Below are 20,705 nucleotides of genomic sequence, written 5' to 3' on the forward strand. Positions count from 1 at the left end.
CGTCCGGTAACTGGCTAGCATAGCCTTTCGACCTTAGCCCCTATAGTTTTGCGCCCTCATGTTTCCATCAGTTTGCCTTTCTCGCTGAACGAGTTGAACGATATGGGAGTTCTATGAGAATTAAATTATTCTCTTTCCAAGGTTACAACATTTAAATTAAAATGTCTACTTATTTAGAGATATAAATATAAAATTCCAATGTATTATTTTTTCGAAATAATTTAACAAAATACGTGAATGTTACTTTTTTTATGTTATATAATAAAAAACGTATATAAATCAAAGGTCCCTTCGGATATTTCACTAATTTTCATTTAAATTAAATTATCCGAATATATCTTAACTTATGAATTTCGGAGGTAATTTATCATGTTTTGGCTACAATTTCTTACCTTATTACTCTGCATTTTTATTGGTGCACGCCTAGGCGGAGTTGGCTTAGGAGTAATGGGTGGAGTTGGTATGGCAATACTCGTTTTTGTCTTCCACTTACAACCAACCGCTCCTCCTATCGATGTAATGCTTATGATTTTAGCAGTAATTACTGCCGCTGGTGCTTTGCAAGCCGCTGGAGGAATGGACTATCTTGTTCATCTAGCTGAGAAAGCTTTACGAAAAAATCCAAAGCGCATTACATTTTTCGCTCCAATTGTTACTTATTTGTTCACACTATGTGCTGGCACTGGTCACGTTGCCTATTCTGTACTTCCTGTTATCGCAGAAGTCTCTCGTGAATCAGGAATTAGACCAGAACGACCAATGTCAATTGCCGTAATCGCTTCTCAACAAGCAATTACAGCTAGTCCCATTTCAGCTGCTACAGTTGCCCTTTTAGCAATGTTAGCTGACTATAAAATTACCTTATTAGATATTTTAAAAGTAAGTATCCCTTCTACTTTCATCGCTTGTATGGTAGCTGCATTCGTTGCTAGTAAAATGGGGAAAGAACTAAATGAAGACCCTGAATACTTAAAACGATTAAAAGAAGGTATGATTCCTAAGCTTGAAAAGAAAAAAGAATTTGTAGGTGTAAAAGGCGCTAAATTATCAGTTATTCTTTTCCTAGTAGGAACTTTCCTTGTCGTACTTCTTGGTTCATTTGAAGCACTTCGTCCGGGATGGATGGTTGACGGGAAGTTAGTTCGTCTTTCCATGCCAAACACAATTGAAATGGTTATGTTAACCATCGCAGCTCTTATTATTATTTTCTGTAAACCAAATGTAGAAAGCATTGTGTCTGGTAACGTCTTTAAAGCTGGAGCAACAGCGGTTGTTGCTATTTTCGGTATCGCTTGGATGGGAGATACTTTCTTTAACGGAAACTTAAATATGATTCAAGGATCAATTCAGCACTTAGTTACAAGTGCACCATGGCTATTTGCTATCGCATTATTCATTCTATCTATTTTACTGTACAGCCAAGCAGCAACAGTTCGTGCCTTAATGCCACTTGGACTATCTCTTGGTATTCCGCCAGCATTACTGATTGCTATGTTCCCTGCAGTAAACGGATACTTCTTCATTCCAAACTACGGAACAATTGTTGCTGCCATTAACTTCGACCGCACTGGTACAACAGGTATCGGTAAATACGTTTTAAATCATAGCTTCATGATTCCCGGCTTAATCGCAACCTTTACTTCTATCGGAATTGGAATGCTCTTAATTTCAATTATGTTTTAAATAAAAAGCACAAACCTATAATTTAAAAGGGTTTGTGCTTTTTTAATTAAACGTTTGTTTAATTTTTTCAATCAATAACTTCTACAACATACCCTTTCTTTTTTAAACCACTCAATATTTCTTCAATATGATTTCTATCTTTCGTTTCTAATGACAAGTGCAATTGCGCATATCCTGGAAATACCTTTGTACCAATCCGTTCTAAATGTATATTTAATACATTCGCTTCAAAATTTGTTACAATCTCGAGCAAATGATGCAAATAGCCTGGCTTATCTTTAATCATTGTCGCGATGTGAATGAAGCGTCCTGCTTCAACCATTCCATGCTCAATAATACGCGAAATAAAGTTTACATCGACATTTCCACCACTTAGTACGGATACGACCTTTTTTTCTTTTATTGGGACTTTGTGATAAAGCAAAGAAGCTAATGAGCTCGCACCAGACCCTTCAACCAACAATTTGTTCCGTTCAAGAAGCATTAACATCGTTCGTGCAATTTCCATTTCATCTACACAAAACACATCATCCACATAACGTTGTACAAGTTCAAAAGTCAAATCACCTGGCCTTTTAACCGCGATTCCATCCGCCATAGTTGGCGTCGACTCTACTGTTATTACCTTCTTTTCCTCAAGTGACTGTTTCATTCCCGGACAAGCAAGTGTCTGCACCCCATATATTTTCACTGATGGCTTTTGTTCTTTAATTGCCATCGCAACTCCTGCAATTAGTCCTCCACCTCCAATAGGACAAATAACAGCCTCTACATCTTCCAGCTGTTGTAATATTTCCAGACCGACTGTACCTTGACCAGCAATTACTGCTTCATCATCAAATGGATGTACAAATTTCGCTCCTGTCTTCTCTTTTAAATCTAGTGCATAAGCTAATGCATCATCAAATACATCACCTTGTAATTCTACATGTGCACCGTACTTTTTTGTCGCAAGCACCTTACTTAACGGAGCACCTTTTGGCATCACAATCGTACAAGGAATACTAAGCATATTACTAGAATAAGCGACTCCTTGCGCATGATTTCCAGCAGATGCCGCAACAACACCATTTTCTAAATCACCTTTCTCAAGAGAAACCATTTTATTATAAGAACCACGTACTTTAAAAGAGCCTGTCTTTTGTAAATTCTCCAGCTTTAAATACACTTCATTCTGTGATAACTCACTAAATGTACTTGAATAATCTAATGGGGTCATATGTACAATGCCCTTCATTTTCTCATAAGCAGCTATAATATCCTGAAATACAATCATGCCTTCGCCTCCGAAACAATATATGTTTATACATACTAGTTTAGGCGGCATATTTTGTTTTATACGACAAAAGACCACGTAGTATTTTCATACTACGTGGTCTTTTATCTACAAACACTTATTTACTTCCCCAGCTAATCGCTTCGTACTTTCATACGCAGAATCCGCTAGACTAATTGCAGAAATAACTGAAACACCATCCGCACCCGCTTCTATAACGGCAGCAGTATTTTCAATTGTAATCCCACCGATACCAACAATCGGCACTGTAATTCCTTGTTCTCTAAAATGAGCTAAACCTTTCGTTCCTTGAACAGCTTTCGTATCTTTTTTCGTACTCGTTGGGAAAATAGGGCCAACTCCTAAATAATCAGCTCCGTTTTCAATCGCCCATTTTGCTTCTTCAATTGTATGTGTAGATACACCGATAATTTTATCTCCCATCTTTTCACGAACAGATGTAATCCCTTCATCATCTTGTCCTACATGAACACCATCTGCATCTAATTCAACGGCCAATTCTACATCATCATTTACAATGAAAGGAACACCATATTCCTTGCAAAGCGCCTGCAATTTCTTTGCAAAACGCACTCTATCCTCTCCAGTTAAAGTCCCTTCTCCCTTTTCACGAAATTGAAAAAGTGTCACTCCACCGTCTAACGCTTCTTTCAATATAGCTAACGGATCCTTCATGCAATTATTGCTTCCCATAATAAAATACACTTGTAATAGGTTAGACATTTTCTTGGTTTCAATGCGCATCATGTGTTTCACCCCCTTACTCTAACTCCTCAATCTTCCCATACTTCTCAATATCACCGGAAGTTGTATTCGCTAATTGATTTAAAAATTCAATTTGGAAACTACCAGGCCCTTTTTCTACCGTCTTAGCAGCTGCTAGTTCCGCAGCTACACCATAAAATGTTACTGCTGCTACTGCTGCCTTTACATAATCTTTTTCTACCGCAATAAATGCTCCTATTACAGAAGTTAGTAAACAACCCGTTCCAGTAACCTTTGTTAAAATAGAGTGACCGTTTCGAATAAGAATCGTTCGCTCTCCATCTGTAACGACATCTTCTTTTCCAGTAATGACCGCAACTGTATTCAATTCCTCTGCTGCCTGTTTTGCAATATTTACAACATTGCCATTTCCAGTACCAGCATCTACCCCTTTAATTTCCCATCTCTCATTAATAACGTTAGCTACTTCAGCTGCATTCCCACGAATTATCGCTAGATCTATTTCAGCTGGAATATGTCTCGCAACTTCTGTTCGATACGATGTTGCTCCTGCGCCAACAGGATCAAACAATACTGGTACATCATTCGTATTAGCCGACTTACCAGCAAGTAACATCGCTTCTACTTCCTCGGGACGAAGTGTTCCCATATTTAATACTAACGCTCCCGCAATGCTAGCCATTTCTGCTACTTCTTCTTTTGCATACGCCATTACAGGCGATGCCCCTAGTGCTAACAAACCGTTCGCTGTAAAGTTTGTTACAACAACATTTGTAATATTATGAACGAGCGGATTAGATTCCCTCACTAAATCCACTACTTTACTAATTTCTTTCATATTCATCCTTTTCATCTCCTAACTATAATGATGGGAGATACACAAAAAGGCACTTTGCGCGTATGCAAAGTGCCTGAACATGTGCTTTTACACTCTCCCTACGCTGGCATTATCCAACAGGTTCAAATGGTCAATGACGGATTAGTCATACTCTCAGTTTGCATCCACAAACTCCCATGTGTTTCTTATTCATCTACTTCAAAGTCTACTCTTATTCTAGTAAAATAACAAGTTCTTTACTTTTCCGTATAAAGTGAAACTTTAATCAGTGGGAGTTTTGTTCATTCCACTAAAACAGCTCAAACCTCGAGCGAAACTGAATCTCAAGAAAATGTATGCTATATTTAACTTATGGAAATTTGAAAGGATGTTTTTAATATGTCAAAAAGCGTTGTAATCGCTGAAAAACCTTCCGTTGCGCGAGATATTGCTCGTGTACTGAAGTGTGATAAAAAAGGAAACGGTTATCTTGAAGGTAGTAAATATATTGTAACTTGGGCTTTAGGTCATCTCGTTACATTAGCAGATCCAGAAAGCTATGATGTGAAATATAAAAAGTGGAATTTAGAAGACTTACCGATGCTACCGGAGCGTTTGAAATTAACGGTTATTAAACAAACTGGTAAACAGTTTAATGCTGTGAAAAGCCAGCTACTTAGAAAAGATGTAAATGAAATTATTGTCGCTACAGACGCAGGTCGTGAAGGCGAATTAGTCGCACGCTGGATTATCGATAAAGTTAAGTTGAATAAACCAATTAAACGTTTATGGATTTCTTCTGTAACCGATAAAGCAATTAAAGATGGTTTTGCAAATTTAAAACCAGGTAAGGCATATGACAATTTATACGCTTCAGCAGTTGCACGTTCAGAAGCTGACTGGTATATCGGCCTTAACGCGACTCGAGCTTTAACAACTCGCTTTAACGCTCAACTAAATTGCGGTCGTGTACAAACGCCTACTGTTGCTATGATCGCTAGTCGTGAAGATGAAATAAAAAACTTCAAAGCTCAAACTTACTACGGTATCGAAGCTCAAACAACTGATAAGTTAAAACTAACTTGGCAAGATGCAAACGGTAATAGCCGTAGTTTTAATAAAGAAAAAATTGATGGTATTGTAAAAAATCTAGATAAACAAAATGCCACTGTTGTGGAAATTGATAAAAAACAGAAGAAGTCATTCTCTCCTGGTCTTTACGATTTAACTGAATTACAACGTGATGCAAATAAAAAGTTTGGTTACTCTGCTAAAGAAACATTAAACATTATGCAGAAATTATATGAACAACATAAAGTGTTAACGTATCCTCGTACAGATTCACGCTACATTTCATCTGATATCGTTGGAACACTTCCAGAACGTCTAAAAGCGTGCGGTGTCGGGGAATATCGTCCGTTAGCACATAAAGTACTACAAAAGCCAATTAAGCCTAATAAATCATTTGTTGATGATAGTAAAGTAAGCGATCATCACGCAATTATTCCAACAGAAGGATACGTTAACTTCTCATCCTTTACAGATAAAGAGCGTAAAATTTATGATTTAGTTGTGAAACGTTTCTTAGCTGTTTTATTCCCTGCATTCGAATACGAGCAACTAACGTTACGCACAAAAGTTGGTAATGAAACGTTCATTGCACGCGGAAAAACGGTTTTACACGCTGGTTGGAAAGAAGTATACGAAAATCGCTTTGAAGACGATGATGTAACTGATGACGTAAAAGAGCAGCTTCTACCTCACATTGAAAAAGGTGATACATTAGCTGTAAAGTTAATTATGCAAACATCAGGTCAAACAAAGCCTCCTGCACGATTTAATGAAGCGACTTTACTTTCAGCAATGGAGAATCCTACAAAATATATGGATACGCAAAATAAACAACTTGCTGATACGTTAAAATCGACTGGTGGATTAGGCACTGTAGCGACACGTGCAGATATTATCGACAAACTCTTCAATTCATTTTTACTTGAAAAGCGTGGTAAAGATATTCACATTACATCAAAAGGCCGTCAGTTACTTGATTTAGTACCAGAAGAGTTAAAATCTCCTACACTAACTGGTGAATGGGAACAAAAACTTGAGGCTATCGCAAAGGGTAAACTGAAAAAAGAAGTCTTCATTTCTGAAATGAAGAACTATACGAAAGAAATTGTTTCTGAAATTAAATCAAGTGATAAAAAATATAAACATGACAACATTTCAACGAAGTCTTGTCCAGACTGTGGTAAACCAATGCTAGAAGTAAACGGCAAAAAAGGAAAAATGCTCGTTTGCCAAGACCGTGAATGTGGTCATCGTAAAAATGTATCTCGTACAACAAACGCTCGTTGTCCACAATGTAAGAAGAAACTAGAACTACGTGGTGAGGGTGAAGGTCAAATCTTTGCATGTAAATGTGGCTATCGCGAAAAATTATCGACATTCCAGGAGCGACGTAAAAAAGAATCTGGAAACAAAGCTGATAAGCGTGACGTTCAAAAATATATGAAACAACAGAACAAAGAAGAAGAACCATTAAATAACCCGTTCGCAGAAGCATTAAAGAAATTAAAATTTGATTAAACAAAAAGGTTCCTACCGGAGGTAGGAACCTTTTTTTAGTGAATGATTTTACTTCCTTTTGCATTCTCAACGAATTTTTCACTTGATTTATTAATTGGTGTTTTCAGTAATAATGCAGCAACAATCATAACTACTACGAAAGCACTTAGTACAAGTAAATCTCTCGTTACGATATCCCAAAGCATTCCACCCACTGTTTCACGAATTGCACTAATTGCATACGTGAATGGTAAGAACGGATAAAGTGCTTGGAAGAACGCCGGTGTCATTTGAATTGGGAATGTTCCGCCCGACCCTGCTACTTGCAGTACAAGTAAAATGATCGCCATCGATTTCCCAACGTTTCCGAAAATAGAAACGAGTGAGTATACGATACAAACGAAGACTCCACCAATAAATAAACTAAATAACACAAACCAGAATTTATCGACTACGTACGTACCGAGTAAGAATATATCTCCCATTGATACGATAAACGCTTGTGAAAGACCTATCGTTAAGAATGTTAATAAACGTCCGAAGTAAACTTCATGGCTCTTATAATTTGCGCCCTCTTCATGTACTTCTACTGTTAATAATGAAACCATTAATAATGCGCCTACCCATAATGCAAGCACTGTATAGAATGGTGACATCGCTGAACCGTAGTTCGGCATCGCAAATAATTTATTCTCTTTTAAATTTACTGGATTTGCAAAGTAATCACTTTGCTTTTCAACATCATTTTTCAATAGGCGTATGATGTCTTTTAAATCTTCTTCAGATTCAAAATCACGAATTTTATCTGCTAATTCTTTAATCTTTTTCTCAGTCTCCGGCATTTCGGCTTTAATGTCTGCTAATTTCTTTCTACCGTCTACTAAGCCTTTTGATGAATCTTCTAGTAATTTCTTCACATCTGGAAGCTTTTTGTCTGCATCGTTTAAAATTTGAGTTGTATTTTTCGACATCTCTTTTGTACGAGCAATTGCTGTATTGAAATTAGGTACAATTTCTGAATCGTACGTAGATAATACATCTGTTAATTGAGTTGACCCGCCCTTCGCAGCGTTGTTAATACTTTCAATTACATCTTTTGTAGGTTTCTGTCCATTGTTAAGAAGTGTAATTCCCTTATTCGTTGCATCTACACCTTTTTGCAGACTACTTTTCGCTTTATTTAACTTTGCAATTCCATTATTAAGGTTTTTATCACTATTTACATCAGCTAAAACCTTATTTGTGCTTTCTAGAACAGGAATCATATCATCAATTAAACCGATTCCAGATTGGAATTGACCATTTAAACTATTTAAAGCTACTTTCGTTGAATCTAAACCGTTAACACCTCTATTTTGTACATCTTCTTTCGCTTTTTGTAAATCTGCTTTTGCACCTTCAAGGCCATTTTTTGCTTTATCGTAATCTGCTTTTGCATTGTCATATGCTGCATTTGCATCAACTTTAGCTTGATCTACTGTGCTAACTGCTTTTTTATAATCTGCTACAAATGTTTCATTGTAATCTTTTTCCGCTTGATCAATCAATGAATTTGCTGCATCTAATTTTTGATTCGCTACATCTGTAACATCTTTCTTTACTTCTTGTCCTGTACCGATAACATTTACAATATCTTTAATACCATTATTTGCATTTTCCATACCTTTTTTAACATTAGTTAAGTGATCCACTCGCCCTTTGAAAAAGCTAATTCCAAAATCAGTCGTCGCTGAGTTTTGAAGTTCAGTAAAGAAATTAATAAGATATGAAATACCATCTGTACCAGTTTGCAATCGATCTGATACCGCATTTAAATCTTTCTTTGCTTGTTCAGGGTCAAATTGGCCATTTTGTAAGCCATTTAAAACACTTTTCCCATAAGCTGTTCCTGCACGTGATGAACTTAAAACATTATTTACTGTTTGATTAATACTTTGCGCTATACTCTTATAACCATCACTATTCAACTTAGAAAGATCCGGTCTCGCTGGGAATTCAGGTAATCCATTCATTCCAGACAAGTCAGGAATATTTAATTCTACACCTGGATTCATTAAAAAGTCGGTAAATGCAGCTGCACTATCCATAACACCTTGTGCTACTACTAAATCATTTCTTATCTTCCCTGGAGCATTTTTTAATGTTTGATCTTGTCTTGCAAAGAACTTATCTAAATTCACCAATGCTTCCTGTCCATCATTTATGACACTCTCAACAACAGGTAAATCTTTTTGCGCCACTTTCACAATATCCTCTGCTCGAGTCGCATCATCTAACGCCTTATCCATAAGTGTATTCATTTCTGGGAACTGCGCTTCTAACTTAAATACAAGATCTTTTACTTTCTCGATGCTTGGTAAGTTTGTTTCTAAATCGATTCCAAGGTCATTGAAAATTTTAAAAATCTCACCATTCGCTGTTTTAACAAAGTTTTTACTAATTTCTTCTGTAATACCTGATGCACCTTTTGCTGTAATTTTCGGTGCAATCGCATTTACCTTTTCATTTACATAGTAATCAAGTTCTGGTTTCTGTGGATTTTCATCCAGAACAGTTGCAATCTTTTCAGAGAAGTCTTTTGGAATTGTAATACTTGCATAGTAATCCCCGCGTTCAACTCCGTAAATTGCTTGTTTTTCATCTACAAATTTCCAGCCAAGATTTTTGTTTTTCTTAAGAGAATCTACAATCTCGTCCCCGATATTGATATCTTTCCCTCTTAAATTAGAGCCTGCATCTTGGTTAGAAACTGCAATGGGAACTTCTTTTGTATTTCCATATGGATCCCAAGAAGCTTTAATGTTAAACCATGCATATAACGATGGTAAAATCATTAACCCTAAAACAATAACAATTGCAGCCCAATGTTTAGCTACATTCCGTAAATCTGTCTTATAAATACGCCAAATTTGTTTCATAGAAGTTATCACCTAATTATATATTTTTCCTTCTTTAGAAAATGATACATACATTTTGCAATTATATCACTTTCTACATCGTGGATTAAACGAAAACACACTATTTTTTCCATTAAATATTTCACTTACTTCATTATATAACGAAGTAAAAAAAGTATGCATACAAAATGACCAAATTAGTTTTACATTCAATAATAACAAATATATAGGAAATGTCATAAAAAATACAAGTATTTTCTCTTGGAAATACTTGTATTCCTAAAAAAAATCCTCACAGCTTTTATTACCTGTGAGGATTTCTTCTATTATATATCTAATTGAACCTCTACACCGAAATGATCTGAAATTACATTTCGGTTTGTACCATTAAAAATAACTTTTGAAGAACGAACTCTTTTACTTTGGTTACACACTATTAAATCGATTCGCAAATTATGTTTATTCTCATCCCAACCAGCAATCTCGCCTTGGACAGTTGTTCCTTCATCCTTCTCTATCGCTAGTTCGTATGTGTCGTACAAACCTTTTTGCATCAAATATTCATAACCTTCACCCTGCAAACGAGCATTATTATTAAAATCCCCCATTAAGAAGGAAAGCTCATTGCTATCTACACGCTCCATCAAACGATCGACTTGACCTTGGAATGATTCTTCTTCATCATTCCACCAACCTAGATGGCAAGAATAAAACGTTATATCCTTACCATTATAAGCAATTGTTGCACTTACAATTTTACGTGTTTTCCAATACGTTGTATCTTTATTTTCTGATATAAAGAACGTATCTTCTTTTATAATAGTATGCTTTGTTATAATCGCTAATCCTTCTTCGTACACATCATAACCAATATGAGAGAAATCCCAAGTAATATTGTAATCTTTTACATGTAACGCTTTTAACTCTTCTAATAGTAAAAGTCCAAAATTATCTTTTTTCTTGTTACCGCATACATTTTCAGCTTGTATCGACTGACTGACTTCTTGCAATGCGATGACATCGTATTCTTCTTCTTGAATGACTTTAGCAAGATATTTTATCTTTTCCATTTGATTCTCTTCTTGCCAAGAGTGACAGTTTAAAGTTAGCAATTTCATATTATTACGCACCTAACATATCTTGAATGTCTGACTTTAATACGTCAGCTTTCGGACCATATACTGCTTGTACACCTTTATCTTTTACGATTAGTCCTAAAGCACCATTTTGTTTCCACTGCGCTTCTGGTGCAACAACATCTAAATCTTTTACTGTTACACGTAAACGCGTCATACAAGCATCTACGTCAGCAATATTTTCTTTTCCACCTAATAAATCAATAACTTTTGTTGCTAATGAACCATCTTGTACATTTCCTGTTCCTTCTGATGACTCATCTTCATTATCAATATAGTTACCTGCACGTCCTGGTGTTGGTAAATTGAACTTTTTAATTAAGAAATTGAATAATGTAAAGTTAAGACCGAAGAATACTAATGAAACGATAACGAAATTGATTAAATCTCTTGTTAGTCCTGCATTAACCATCATCGGTGTACGAGTAATTAACTCAATAAATCCAAATGCGTGAACACGTAAGTTGATTAAATCTGCTAATGCAAATGCAAGTCCTGTTGTAATAGCATATACAACATATAGTACTGGTGCAATAAACATGAACATGAATTCAATTGGTTCTGTTACACCTGTTAAAAATACTGCTAATGCTGCTGATAAGAACATTGGTTTATATTTTGCACGTTTTTCTTTATCAACATTACGGAACATCGCAAAAGCAATCCCCATTAACGCTGCTGTTGAGCCGATAACTTGTCCAGCTTTGAAACGAGCTGGTACAACGTTATTTAATAAATCGTTATATGCTTTCGTATCTCCACTTGCTAATAAATTATTTAAGTCTGTAATCCATGCAAGCCATAATGGATCTTGTCCTGCTACAATTTGTCCAACTTTTGAGCCAGTTAACATCGTATATGTTCCGCCTAGCTCTGTGTAATTCATCGGAATCGTTAACATATGATGTAATCCGAATGGTAATAATAAACGTTCTAACGTTCCATATACAAATGGCGCAACAACTGGCGCACTATCTTTAGATGCTGCAATCCAGCGACCAAATTCATTTAATCCACTTTGGATAAATGGCCATAAAAGTGATAATACAATCGCAGTGACTGTAGACCAAACAATTACAACGAATGGTACGAATCGTTTTCCATTAAAGAATGCTAATGCCTGTGGCAGTTTATTATAGTTATAGTATTTGTTATATAAAGTAGCTCCTAAGAACCCAGTGATAATCCCTACGAAAACTCCCATGTTTAATGCTGGTGCACCAAGTACAGAAGTAAAGTAATCTTTTACAACTAAATCTCCTGCTAATACTGAAGAAACTGTCGCTTTTGAATCCGCTAACATTTGAGCGTTTACGCCAAATATTGCTCCTGTAATTCGATTTGTTAAGACGAATGCTAATAGTGCTGCAAATGCACCACCTGCGCGATCCTTCGCCCAAGATCCCCCAATTGCTACTGCAAATAAAATGTGTAAATTTGTAATAATTGCCCAACCGATGTCTTCCATTACACGAGCAATAGTATGAACTGCGTTAATATCCCCAGCAGACATTCCAATTAGCTTACCGATGGAAATCATTAAACCAGCTGCTGGCATTACAGCTACAACAACTAATAATGCTTTCCCGAACTTTTGCCAAAAATCAAAAGACGTAATTTTCATCTGTTCTTCCTCCCCTTTATTTATAACAACATAATGATTTAAATTATAATTTCTGTTTCTCTTATGAAAACGATTCCTCATATTGCTTTATCTTTTTTTGTTACGCAACCGTTTTCATAAATCTATTTTAATAAAAGCGTTTTCACATTGCAATAGAAATTTATTTTTTTTCATAAAAAAAGATGCTCAAGGAGCATCCTTTTTTATTATGAAATGCGATAAACCCTTGTTTCATAAGGTTTTAACGTGATTGTAGTTAATTGTTCATGTTCCGCAACTTCATAGTTATTTAAAAGCAAACGTTTGCGTTCTAGTGCGAATAAAGGCTCATTATACACAGCTTCCTCTTTTGAGATATTACTAATTACAATGACTTTTTCATCCTGTAACGTACGTGTATATGCATAAATTTGTGGATCGTCCTCTAAAAGTAAATCGTACGTACCATAATTCAATACATCGTGCTCTTTTTTCAAGGCAATCATTGTCTTATAGAAATTGAAAATAGACTTTTCGTCATTTTTTTGCTTTTCAACATTAATTTCTTTGTAATTTGGATTCATGCCAAACCAAGGTGCACTTGTTGTGAAACCAGCATTCATCTCATCGTTCCACTGCATAGGTGTACGTGAATTATCACGGCAAGAAGCCCATATAATTTCCATCATATCTTGATGTGATACGCCTTCTGCAATTTTCTCTCGATATAAATTTTTAATTGCTACATCATCGTAATCTTCAATATTTGGTAACTGAACATTTGTCATACCAATTTCTTGTCCTTGATAAATAAACGGTGTACCGTGCATAAAGAAATACATCGATCCTAGAGCTGTTGCACTTTCACGCCAATATTGTTTATCATCTCCCCACGTTGAAACGATACGTGGCTTATCGTGATTCTCGATATATAAAGCATTCCATCCTTTATTCTCTAATCCTTTTTGCCATTTCGTTAATACCTTTTTCAATCCTACAACATCAAGATCTTTCTTCTTTTCTGCATCCCATAAGCTTAAATGTTCAAACTGGAATACCATATTGAATTTACCTTGCTCTTCTCCAACCCAAAGCTCAGCATCTTCAATCTTAACGCCATTCGCTTCACCAACAGTCATAATATCGTACTTAGAAAATGTATTTTCTTTTAACTCTTCTAATAAAGGTTGAATACCATCCACATTCATATGTTTATCAAAAGATGGTACATACTTTAATTCTTTTGGATTTGGCATATCGTTGAAGCCATCTTCTTTTTTAATATGGCTAATTGCATCAACACGGAAACCATCAATTCCCTTATCAAGCCACCAATTAACTGTATTGTATAACACTTCACGAACTTCTTTATTCTCCCAGTTTAAATCTGGTTGTTTACGTGAGAATAAATGTAAATAATATTGTTCTGTTACTTCATCATATTCCCATGCCGAACCATTAAAAATACTTTCCCAGTTGTTTGGTTCCGCACCATCTTTACCATCATGCCAAATGTACCAATCACGCTTCGGATTGTCTTTAGATGAACGAGATTCAATAAACCATGGATGTTCATCACTCGTATGATTAATAACTAAATCAATAATAAGCTTCATGTCACGCTTATGAACTTCATCTAATAAAGCATCAAAATCTGCCATTGTACCAAACTCATCCATAATATCTTGATAATCACTAATATCATAACCATTATCATCATTAGGCGACTTATACATTGGACAAATCCAAATTACATCTATACCTAAATCTTTTAAATAATCCAGCTTTGCAATAATACCTTGTAAATCTCCAATACCATCACCATTTGAATCCATAAAGCTTCGTGGATAAATTTGATAAGCAACTGCTTCTTTCCACCATGTCTTATTCATAGTCATTCTCTCCTTTTGCATCCCATCGGAAATTTTATGCAAACGTTTTCGTAACACTATCATAACAAAATATGAATAGTTTGCAACTGTTTTCATTGAACTCTATGTAGATTCCTTATTCTTATGCTTTATCCCGCTATTGGCTGGGCAGTAAGAACCCCACCTCAAAATTCAGCGAAAGCAAAGAAGTTCGGTGGGGATCGGGCTGCCCGTTAAAGTCCGATTGGTGAAGACTAATAATCAGTGGGGGAGGAACAAAACTCCCACTGATTAAAGTTTCACTTTATTTATTTCTCACAAAGGTAAATCTCATTCTTACCTGCTCTTGTCCACGCACGTTACATACGCTTTTCATATATTAATAAAAAGCACTGCTTATTTTAGAAAGGAGTGATAAATTGAAACAAACAAAATTAACAGGTCGTATCGTTGTTCCCTCAGATCCTGACTATGACGTAGCCCGAATGAATTTAAATTTAAGTATTCCAAAACTCCCTTGTATTATTATTTTTTGCCAAAATAAAAATGATGTGTGTAATGCCTTAAAATGGGCACGTGAACGTCATATACCATTTCGCTTAAGAAGCGGACGTCATAGCTATGAAAATTTTTCTCTTTTAAATAGAGGGCTTATTATTGATGTGAGTGAAATGCATCGCATTACTGTTAATACAAATAAATTAACAGCAACAATTGAAGCTGGTGCAAATCTTGGTACGGTTTATAAAGAACTTTGGAATTATGGTGTTACAATACCGGCTGGTACAAGTGCAAGTGTTGGAATTGTTGGATTAACACTTGGTGGTGGTATCGGTATGCTTTCACGCTTATTTGGATTAACATGTGATCAATTAGTAGAATTTGAAATGGTACAAGCATGCGGTAAATTGGGCGCAAAAATCATTCGTGCAAACGAACAAGAAAACCCTAACTTGTTTTGGGCGTGCCGCGGCGGTGGTGGTGGAAACTTCGGAATTGTTACTTCTTTAACTTTTCGAGTACATCCTATAAAAAATGTATCAATCTTCTCCATCACATGGGAATGGGAAGATTTTATCGCTGCATTTCAAGCTTGGCAAAACTGGGCGCCTTATATAGATGAACGTCTCACTTCATCAATTGAATTATTCGCAAAGCAGCAAAATAAAATTGAAGCGCAAGGTGAGTTTGTTGGCTCTCCCTCTGAACTCCATTCCTTATTATCACCACTTCTTGAAACCGGTACCCCCTCTCTCTTTATAGATGAAGTTCCTTATATAAAGGCTGTTGAATTTTTTAACAGTGGTAACATCCCCGAAAACTTCAAGCGCTCCGGTTCCTACGTATATAAACCTATCCCTCTTAAAGGCATTCAGATTATGCAATATTTTCTTTCTCATGCACCAAATAAAGATGCGAGTATTTGGCACCAATCGCTCGTAGGTGCTGTGGAAAATATTTCGCCTACTGAAACAGCTTATTTCCATCGCAAAGCAATTATTGCGCAAGAATACATTACCTCTTGGAAATGCGATGATGAAGAAAATCGAAATATACGCTGGGTTAAAGATTTAAGAGAAAGCTTAGATCCTTATACACTAGGTGATTATGTCAATTGGCCCGATATCGACATTAAAAATTGGCAAACTAGTTATTATGGCTCTAACTTTCACAGATTACGTAAAGTGAAAACCATATATGATCCTTACAATGTTTTTCGTTTTCAACAAAGTATCCCACCCTTTCATACGTAAAAAAGGGGATAAAATAAAAAATCATCCAATATGCCGTTACCTCGCAGCATGTTGGATGATTCAAGTTGATTTTCTATATCTTTTCAAATTATTGCTCCTACTCATAAACTTTCAATTACGGATTAATTGTATTTCTCATCATTTTTATGCAATGAATATAATTTTATATTTGGTACTTTATCTTTCTCAATACCGCTATTATAAGCAACAGGAATTTGAAATTCGAATTGCTTTGTCTCATGTTTTTGTAAATAGACTGGTTTCGGTACTGGATAACTTTTGGAAGTCTCTGTTGCATTATCATATAAAACAATTTTTAATGCTTGTGAATGATTACGATAATTTTTTAAAGTAACAATGCACTTTTGTTCAATATCCCCCCCATTTTTCTCCATTCTACATTGACTATCTTCTTTTTTATATTCTATCGCCTCTACCCCTGTTTTTCCTGCGTAGTACCATGTTTTATTCAATGTCTGGAGGATGTTATTTAGCATAAACGGCATCATTAAAATCAAAATACTAATGCCTACTACTTTTATCTTATTCATTGGTCTAAATGTACTTTTCTTTTTTACTAACCATTTTACAAATAATATAAATGCAATTACATGTAGTATGAAAGAAACGATTACTATATTTGAGACTTTATAATCCATATAAATATATGTATATGCCGGAACATTATAGAAATTGAATAGTTTTTCCCCAATTAATTCATTATCGTTTGGAATTTTTAATAGTAACAAAACCCCTATACTGTAACAAATAGCTACTAATCGATCATACTCAATTCGGACCATTCTTTCTCTCCTTCCCCTTACTTTTTTATTATCGATTTTAGCTATTATTACCATGCTATACAATCTTTTTATAGAGGATAACGTAAAAAAGTTCCTTATAAATATATAAAGAACTTTATTAATATACAGTATGAATTAGAAAATCCATATGCAATTTTCACATAGAGATTTCCTCAAAATATGTTGGATTATGTATTGTAATTTTTTTATCCAGAATTGTAACAATACTATCATTTTTTAATTGTTTTAATACGCCGCTAACCGTCTCTCGAGACGTACCAGATATTTTCGATATTTCAATTGTTGTAAGTGGGCAGGAAATTACAATCGTTTCGCCACTCTGTTCTCCTAAATCTTGCATTAAATAATTTAATGTTTGAATGACTCGATCTTGTGCATTAGGAATTGTAATGTTTTGCACTCGATTTTCGTTTAGTTTTAATATTGATGATAATTGCTGAACAACGTACATTAATTGCGTCCTACTAGATTTCACCATATCTTCAAAAATTACTGTCGGAATATAATATACCTCTACATCTGTCATGGCTTCTGCCGTATAGTTATATCCTCTGTCTGTAAACATACCACCATAAGGAAAAATAGAATACCGCTTTACATAGTCATCATATAATAAATTCCCACTTTGATTTACCCGCTCTAACTTTACAAAACCATCTAACATGAAGTAAATTCTTTCTCTTGAATCCCCTTCTAAAAATAAAAATTGACCCTTTTTATAAGTTCGCCAATAGACAAACTCCGTCAAACCTTTCAATTTCTTTTCTGTTAAATGAGCAAATAATTCAAATTGCTTTAAATCTTTAACTACGTTCCGTCTATTCATAAAATTCCCTCTCTCTTGCTGTATGTTGGAGCGAAAAATCAAGAAAGCGTATTCAAATTAAATTTTATCATAACTAACTTATATATTCAGATTTCATCATGAAAACTTTATGAACAATGAGTACAAAAAATATTAATACATAAAAAGAATGAAGTTACTAACTCCATTCTTTTTTTACTAATAAATAGCGTACATAATTATTTAAACATACATGCATACATTCTGTTTAGAAATAATAGTACCAGCTTTTTCTTCTAGTGCTTCATATACTTTTTCTAAAGACGTAATAATTGTTTTTCTTTTTGGATTTGTATTAACAAAATTAATAGCAGCTTCAATTTTTGGAAGCATACTTCCCGCAGCAAATTGTTGTTCTTCCATGTATTCTTCTAATTGATTCACTGTGACATGCTCTAATTTCTTTTGATTCAGTTGATTATAATTTACATACACATGATCAACTGCAGTTAAAATTACAAGCGTATCGGCATCTACTAATTCAGCTAATTTCTGCGCAGCGAAATCTTTATCGATAACCGCTTCAGTTCCTTTTAACCCTTCTTCGGAATCAATTACTGGAATTCCACCACCACCAACAGCTATCACTATATTTCCATCCTCAACTAAAGAATTAATTACTTTATGTTCATGAATGCTTACAGGCTTCGGTGATGGAACAACACGTCTCCACCCTCTGCCAGCATCCTCTTTAAACACTGCTTTTGTTTCTTCCATTAATCTTCTGGCCTCTTCTTCTGTATAAAAAGGACCAATTGGTTTAGTTGGATTTTTAAATGCCTCATCTTTTTCATCCACGACAACGCGTGTTATAACCGTCGCTACGTCTTTTTTTATATTCCGCTTTTTCAATGCCTTTTCAATCGCATTTTCCATCCAATATCCAATCATCCCTTGGCTCATTGCACCACAAGTATCTAATGGCATTGCAGGTGTCTTTTCCGTTTCTGCAGCTTTTTGCTGTAATAAAATATTCCCCACTTGTGGGCCATTTCCATGCGCAATTACTATATCTACATCATTTTCCATTATTTTCACAAGTTGTTCCGCTGTTTTTTCTAACGCTTCTTGCTGTGCCCCTGCAGTAGCTTTTCCAGACTGTATCGCATTTCCCCCTAGTGCAACTACAATTTTTCTTCGTACCATATTTCAGCCCTCCAGTTGATTTCGATTTCACAACGTTTTATAAAGTAATACTGCCTGTAATTAATCCATAAATCGCAAAGAATGCTAAAGCACCAATTGCTACCGATGATGCTAATTCCACTCGAGTAAATATTTGCTTCGAACTCTTTTGCCTTTGAACATTGTAAAAAATAAAAATACCTGGCGCATATAAAGTCATTGTTAATAATAAATACTCTAAACCAGCTGCATAAACTAACCACACACCGTACATACTTGCTATCAAACCAATTATTATATTTTTATTCCGATCCGCTTCTTCAGACTTTAAGCTATGCTTCAGTTGATAAAATGCTGAAAAAGCATATGGGATTAAAATAGCTGAAGATGCTAACGAGAATGCAAAGTTATACGCCTGATCGGAAACGACGAATGTTAATAAGAACATTTGAATTAAGCCATTTGTTATCCATAATGAATTTATTGGAGCTTTATTTTTATTTTCTTTTGCAAACCATTTTGGAAATACTCCGTCTTTAGCCGCCAAATACGGAATTTCAGATGCGAGTAAAGTCCAACCTAACCAAGCACCTAATACAGAGATAACTAAACCTAAATTAATAAAGATAGCACCCCATTTTCCAACAACACTTTCAAATAAATAAGCCATAGACGGATTTTTTAAATTAGCAATATCTGCTTGCTGCATAAGTCCAAGAGACAGTAATGTAATTAAAATGTAAATGATGAGTGTACCAATTAAGCCAATAACAGTTGCTTTCCCTACATCACTTCTATTTTTTGCTCGACTAGATAAAACAACAGCCCCTTCTACCCCAATGAACACCCATAAAGTTACAAGCATTGTACTTTTAACTTGGCTGCCAACTGCTCCCCATGAAAAAGAACCAGTTTGTCCCCAAAATCCATCTAGGAACGTATCAATATGAAATGCGAAGATTCCTATGACAATAAATACAAATACAGGTACTAATTTTGCGATTGTAGTTACTAAATTCACAAGTGCTGCTGATTGAACTCCACGTAAAATTAACATGTGAACACACCATAATAATACGCTTGCACCAATAATGGATGCTACATTTTGACCGCCTTCAAAGATTGGGAAGAAATAACCTAATGAAGAAAACAATAATGTGCCGTAAGCTACATTACCAAGCCAGGCAGATAGCCAATATCCCCACGCACTATTAAACCCCATAAAATTACCAAATCCTGCTTTTGCATAACTAAAAATACCACCATCTAAATCTGGCCGCTTTACAGTTAGATTTTGAAAAGATAATCCAAGCGCAATCATCCCAATTCCTGTTATAACCCAACCAATAACAATGGCTCCAGCACCAGCATCTTTTGCCATATCACTTGCTAAATTAAATGCTCCACCGCCAATCATAGACCCCACTACAAGCGCCGTTAATGTAAACAACCCTAATTTCTTATCTTCACCCATTCCACTCACCTCTCTTTAATTGCAATAACAATACGAAAGCAATAGTGAATGATAGTGTCTAAAGGAGGAGAAAGAAGAAAGGAAGA

14 protein-coding genes and 2 riboswitches are annotated in these 20,705 nt (G+C 35.3%); of the genes, 3 read left to right on the top strand and 11 right to left on the bottom strand.

From position 1 onward, the window contains the following. Positions 1–2: 2 nt before the first annotated feature. Positions 3–87: riboswitch (cyclic di-GMP riboswitch) on the bottom strand. 282 nt (positions 88–369) lie between these two features. After that, positions 370–1,683, top strand: a complete 1,314-nt coding sequence (locus JDS95_RS19920) for an anaerobic C4-dicarboxylate transporter family protein (RefSeq protein WP_000498719.1) — start codon at positions 370–372, stop codon at positions 1,681–1,683. Positions 1,684–1,750: 67 nt separating this feature from the next. Here the strand turns inward: JDS95_RS19920 and ilvA are convergent, their stop codons facing one another. The 3 genes from ilvA to thiM all read right to left on the bottom strand — a co-directional run bounded on the left by ilvA (position 1,751) and on the right by thiM (position 4,550). Beyond that, positions 1,751–2,959, bottom strand: a complete 1,209-nt coding sequence (gene ilvA, locus JDS95_RS19925; RefSeq protein ID WP_000634737.1) for a threonine ammonia-lyase — start codon at positions 2,957–2,959, stop codon at positions 1,751–1,753. 108 nt (positions 2,960–3,067) lie between these two features. Then, positions 3,068–3,727, bottom strand: a complete 660-nt coding sequence (thiE, locus tag JDS95_RS19930) for a thiamine phosphate synthase (protein WP_000984529.1) — start codon at positions 3,725–3,727, stop codon at positions 3,068–3,070. A 13-nt stretch (positions 3,728–3,740) separates the two neighbouring features. Next, positions 3,741–4,550, bottom strand: a complete 810-nt coding sequence (gene thiM / locus JDS95_RS19935) for a hydroxyethylthiazole kinase (RefSeq protein WP_199690742.1) — start codon at positions 4,548–4,550, stop codon at positions 3,741–3,743. Between the two features lie 72 nt (positions 4,551–4,622). Continuing rightward, positions 4,623–4,732, bottom strand: a riboswitch (TPP riboswitch). Positions 4,733–4,922: 190 nt separating this feature from the next. On the opposite strand from thiM, the gene topB reads away from it, so the two are divergent. Continuing rightward, entirely contained in the window at positions 4,923–7,112 is a 2,190-nt protein-coding gene (topB, locus tag JDS95_RS19940; RefSeq protein WP_000047307.1) for a DNA topoisomerase III, read from the top strand. 35 nt (positions 7,113–7,147) lie between these two features. Here topB and JDS95_RS19945 read toward each other — a convergent pair whose 3' ends face one another. The 4 genes from JDS95_RS19945 to JDS95_RS19960 form a co-directional block, all read right to left on the bottom strand. Next, positions 7,148–10,009 carry a YhgE/Pip domain-containing protein gene (locus tag JDS95_RS19945; protein WP_016513790.1) on the bottom strand — a complete coding sequence of 954 codons (2,862 nt, stop codon included), beginning with the start codon at positions 10,007–10,009 and terminating at the stop codon, positions 7,148–7,150. A gap of 305 nt (positions 10,010–10,314) precedes the next feature. Beyond that, positions 10,315–11,106: an endonuclease/exonuclease/phosphatase family protein gene (locus JDS95_RS19950; RefSeq protein WP_000772006.1), complete on the bottom strand. Its 792-nt coding sequence runs from the start codon at positions 11,104–11,106 to the stop codon at positions 10,315–10,317. Positions 11,107–11,110: 4 nt separating this feature from the next. Continuing rightward, positions 11,111–12,748: a PTS transporter subunit IIBC gene (locus JDS95_RS19955; RefSeq protein ID WP_000705554.1), complete on the bottom strand. Its 1,638-nt coding sequence runs from the start codon at positions 12,746–12,748 to the stop codon at positions 11,111–11,113. Between the two features lie 206 nt (positions 12,749–12,954). Further along, entirely contained in the window at positions 12,955–14,619 is a 1,665-nt protein-coding gene (locus tag JDS95_RS19960; protein ID WP_199690743.1) for a glycoside hydrolase family 13 protein, read from the bottom strand. Between the two features lie 398 nt (positions 14,620–15,017). Here JDS95_RS19960 and JDS95_RS19965 point away from each other — a divergent pair, with 398 nt between their 5' ends. Then, positions 15,018–16,352, top strand: a complete 1,335-nt coding sequence (locus JDS95_RS19965; protein ID WP_199690744.1) for an FAD-binding oxidoreductase — start codon at positions 15,018–15,020, stop codon at positions 16,350–16,352. A gap of 122 nt (positions 16,353–16,474) precedes the next feature. Here JDS95_RS19965 and JDS95_RS19970 read toward each other — a convergent pair whose 3' ends face one another. The 4 genes from JDS95_RS19970 to arcD form a co-directional block, all read right to left on the bottom strand. Further along, entirely contained in the window at positions 16,475–17,155 is a 681-nt protein-coding gene (locus JDS95_RS19970) for an ABC transporter permease (protein WP_199690745.1), read from the bottom strand. A gap of 157 nt (positions 17,156–17,312) precedes the next feature. Then, positions 17,313–18,002 (bottom strand): Crp/Fnr family transcriptional regulator, encoded by a 690-nt coding sequence (locus JDS95_RS19975; RefSeq protein WP_001081909.1) that lies wholly within the window; start codon positions 18,000–18,002, stop codon positions 17,313–17,315. 201 nt (positions 18,003–18,203) lie between these two features. Beyond that, positions 18,204–19,166: a carbamate kinase gene (arcC, locus tag JDS95_RS19980; RefSeq protein ID WP_000252341.1), complete on the bottom strand. Its 963-nt coding sequence runs from the start codon at positions 19,164–19,166 to the stop codon at positions 18,204–18,206. A 37-nt stretch (positions 19,167–19,203) separates the two neighbouring features. Beyond that, a complete protein-coding gene (arcD, locus tag JDS95_RS19985; RefSeq protein ID WP_199690746.1) occupies positions 19,204–20,619 on the bottom strand; it encodes an arginine-ornithine antiporter in 1,416 nt (471 codons plus the stop codon). Positions 20,620–20,705: the final 86 nt, after the last annotated feature.

It is taken from the genome of Bacillus cereus group sp. N24, assembly GCF_016483345.1.
Taxonomy (GTDB): domain Bacteria; phylum Bacillota; class Bacilli; order Bacillales; family Bacillaceae_G; genus Bacillus_A; species Bacillus_A toyonensis.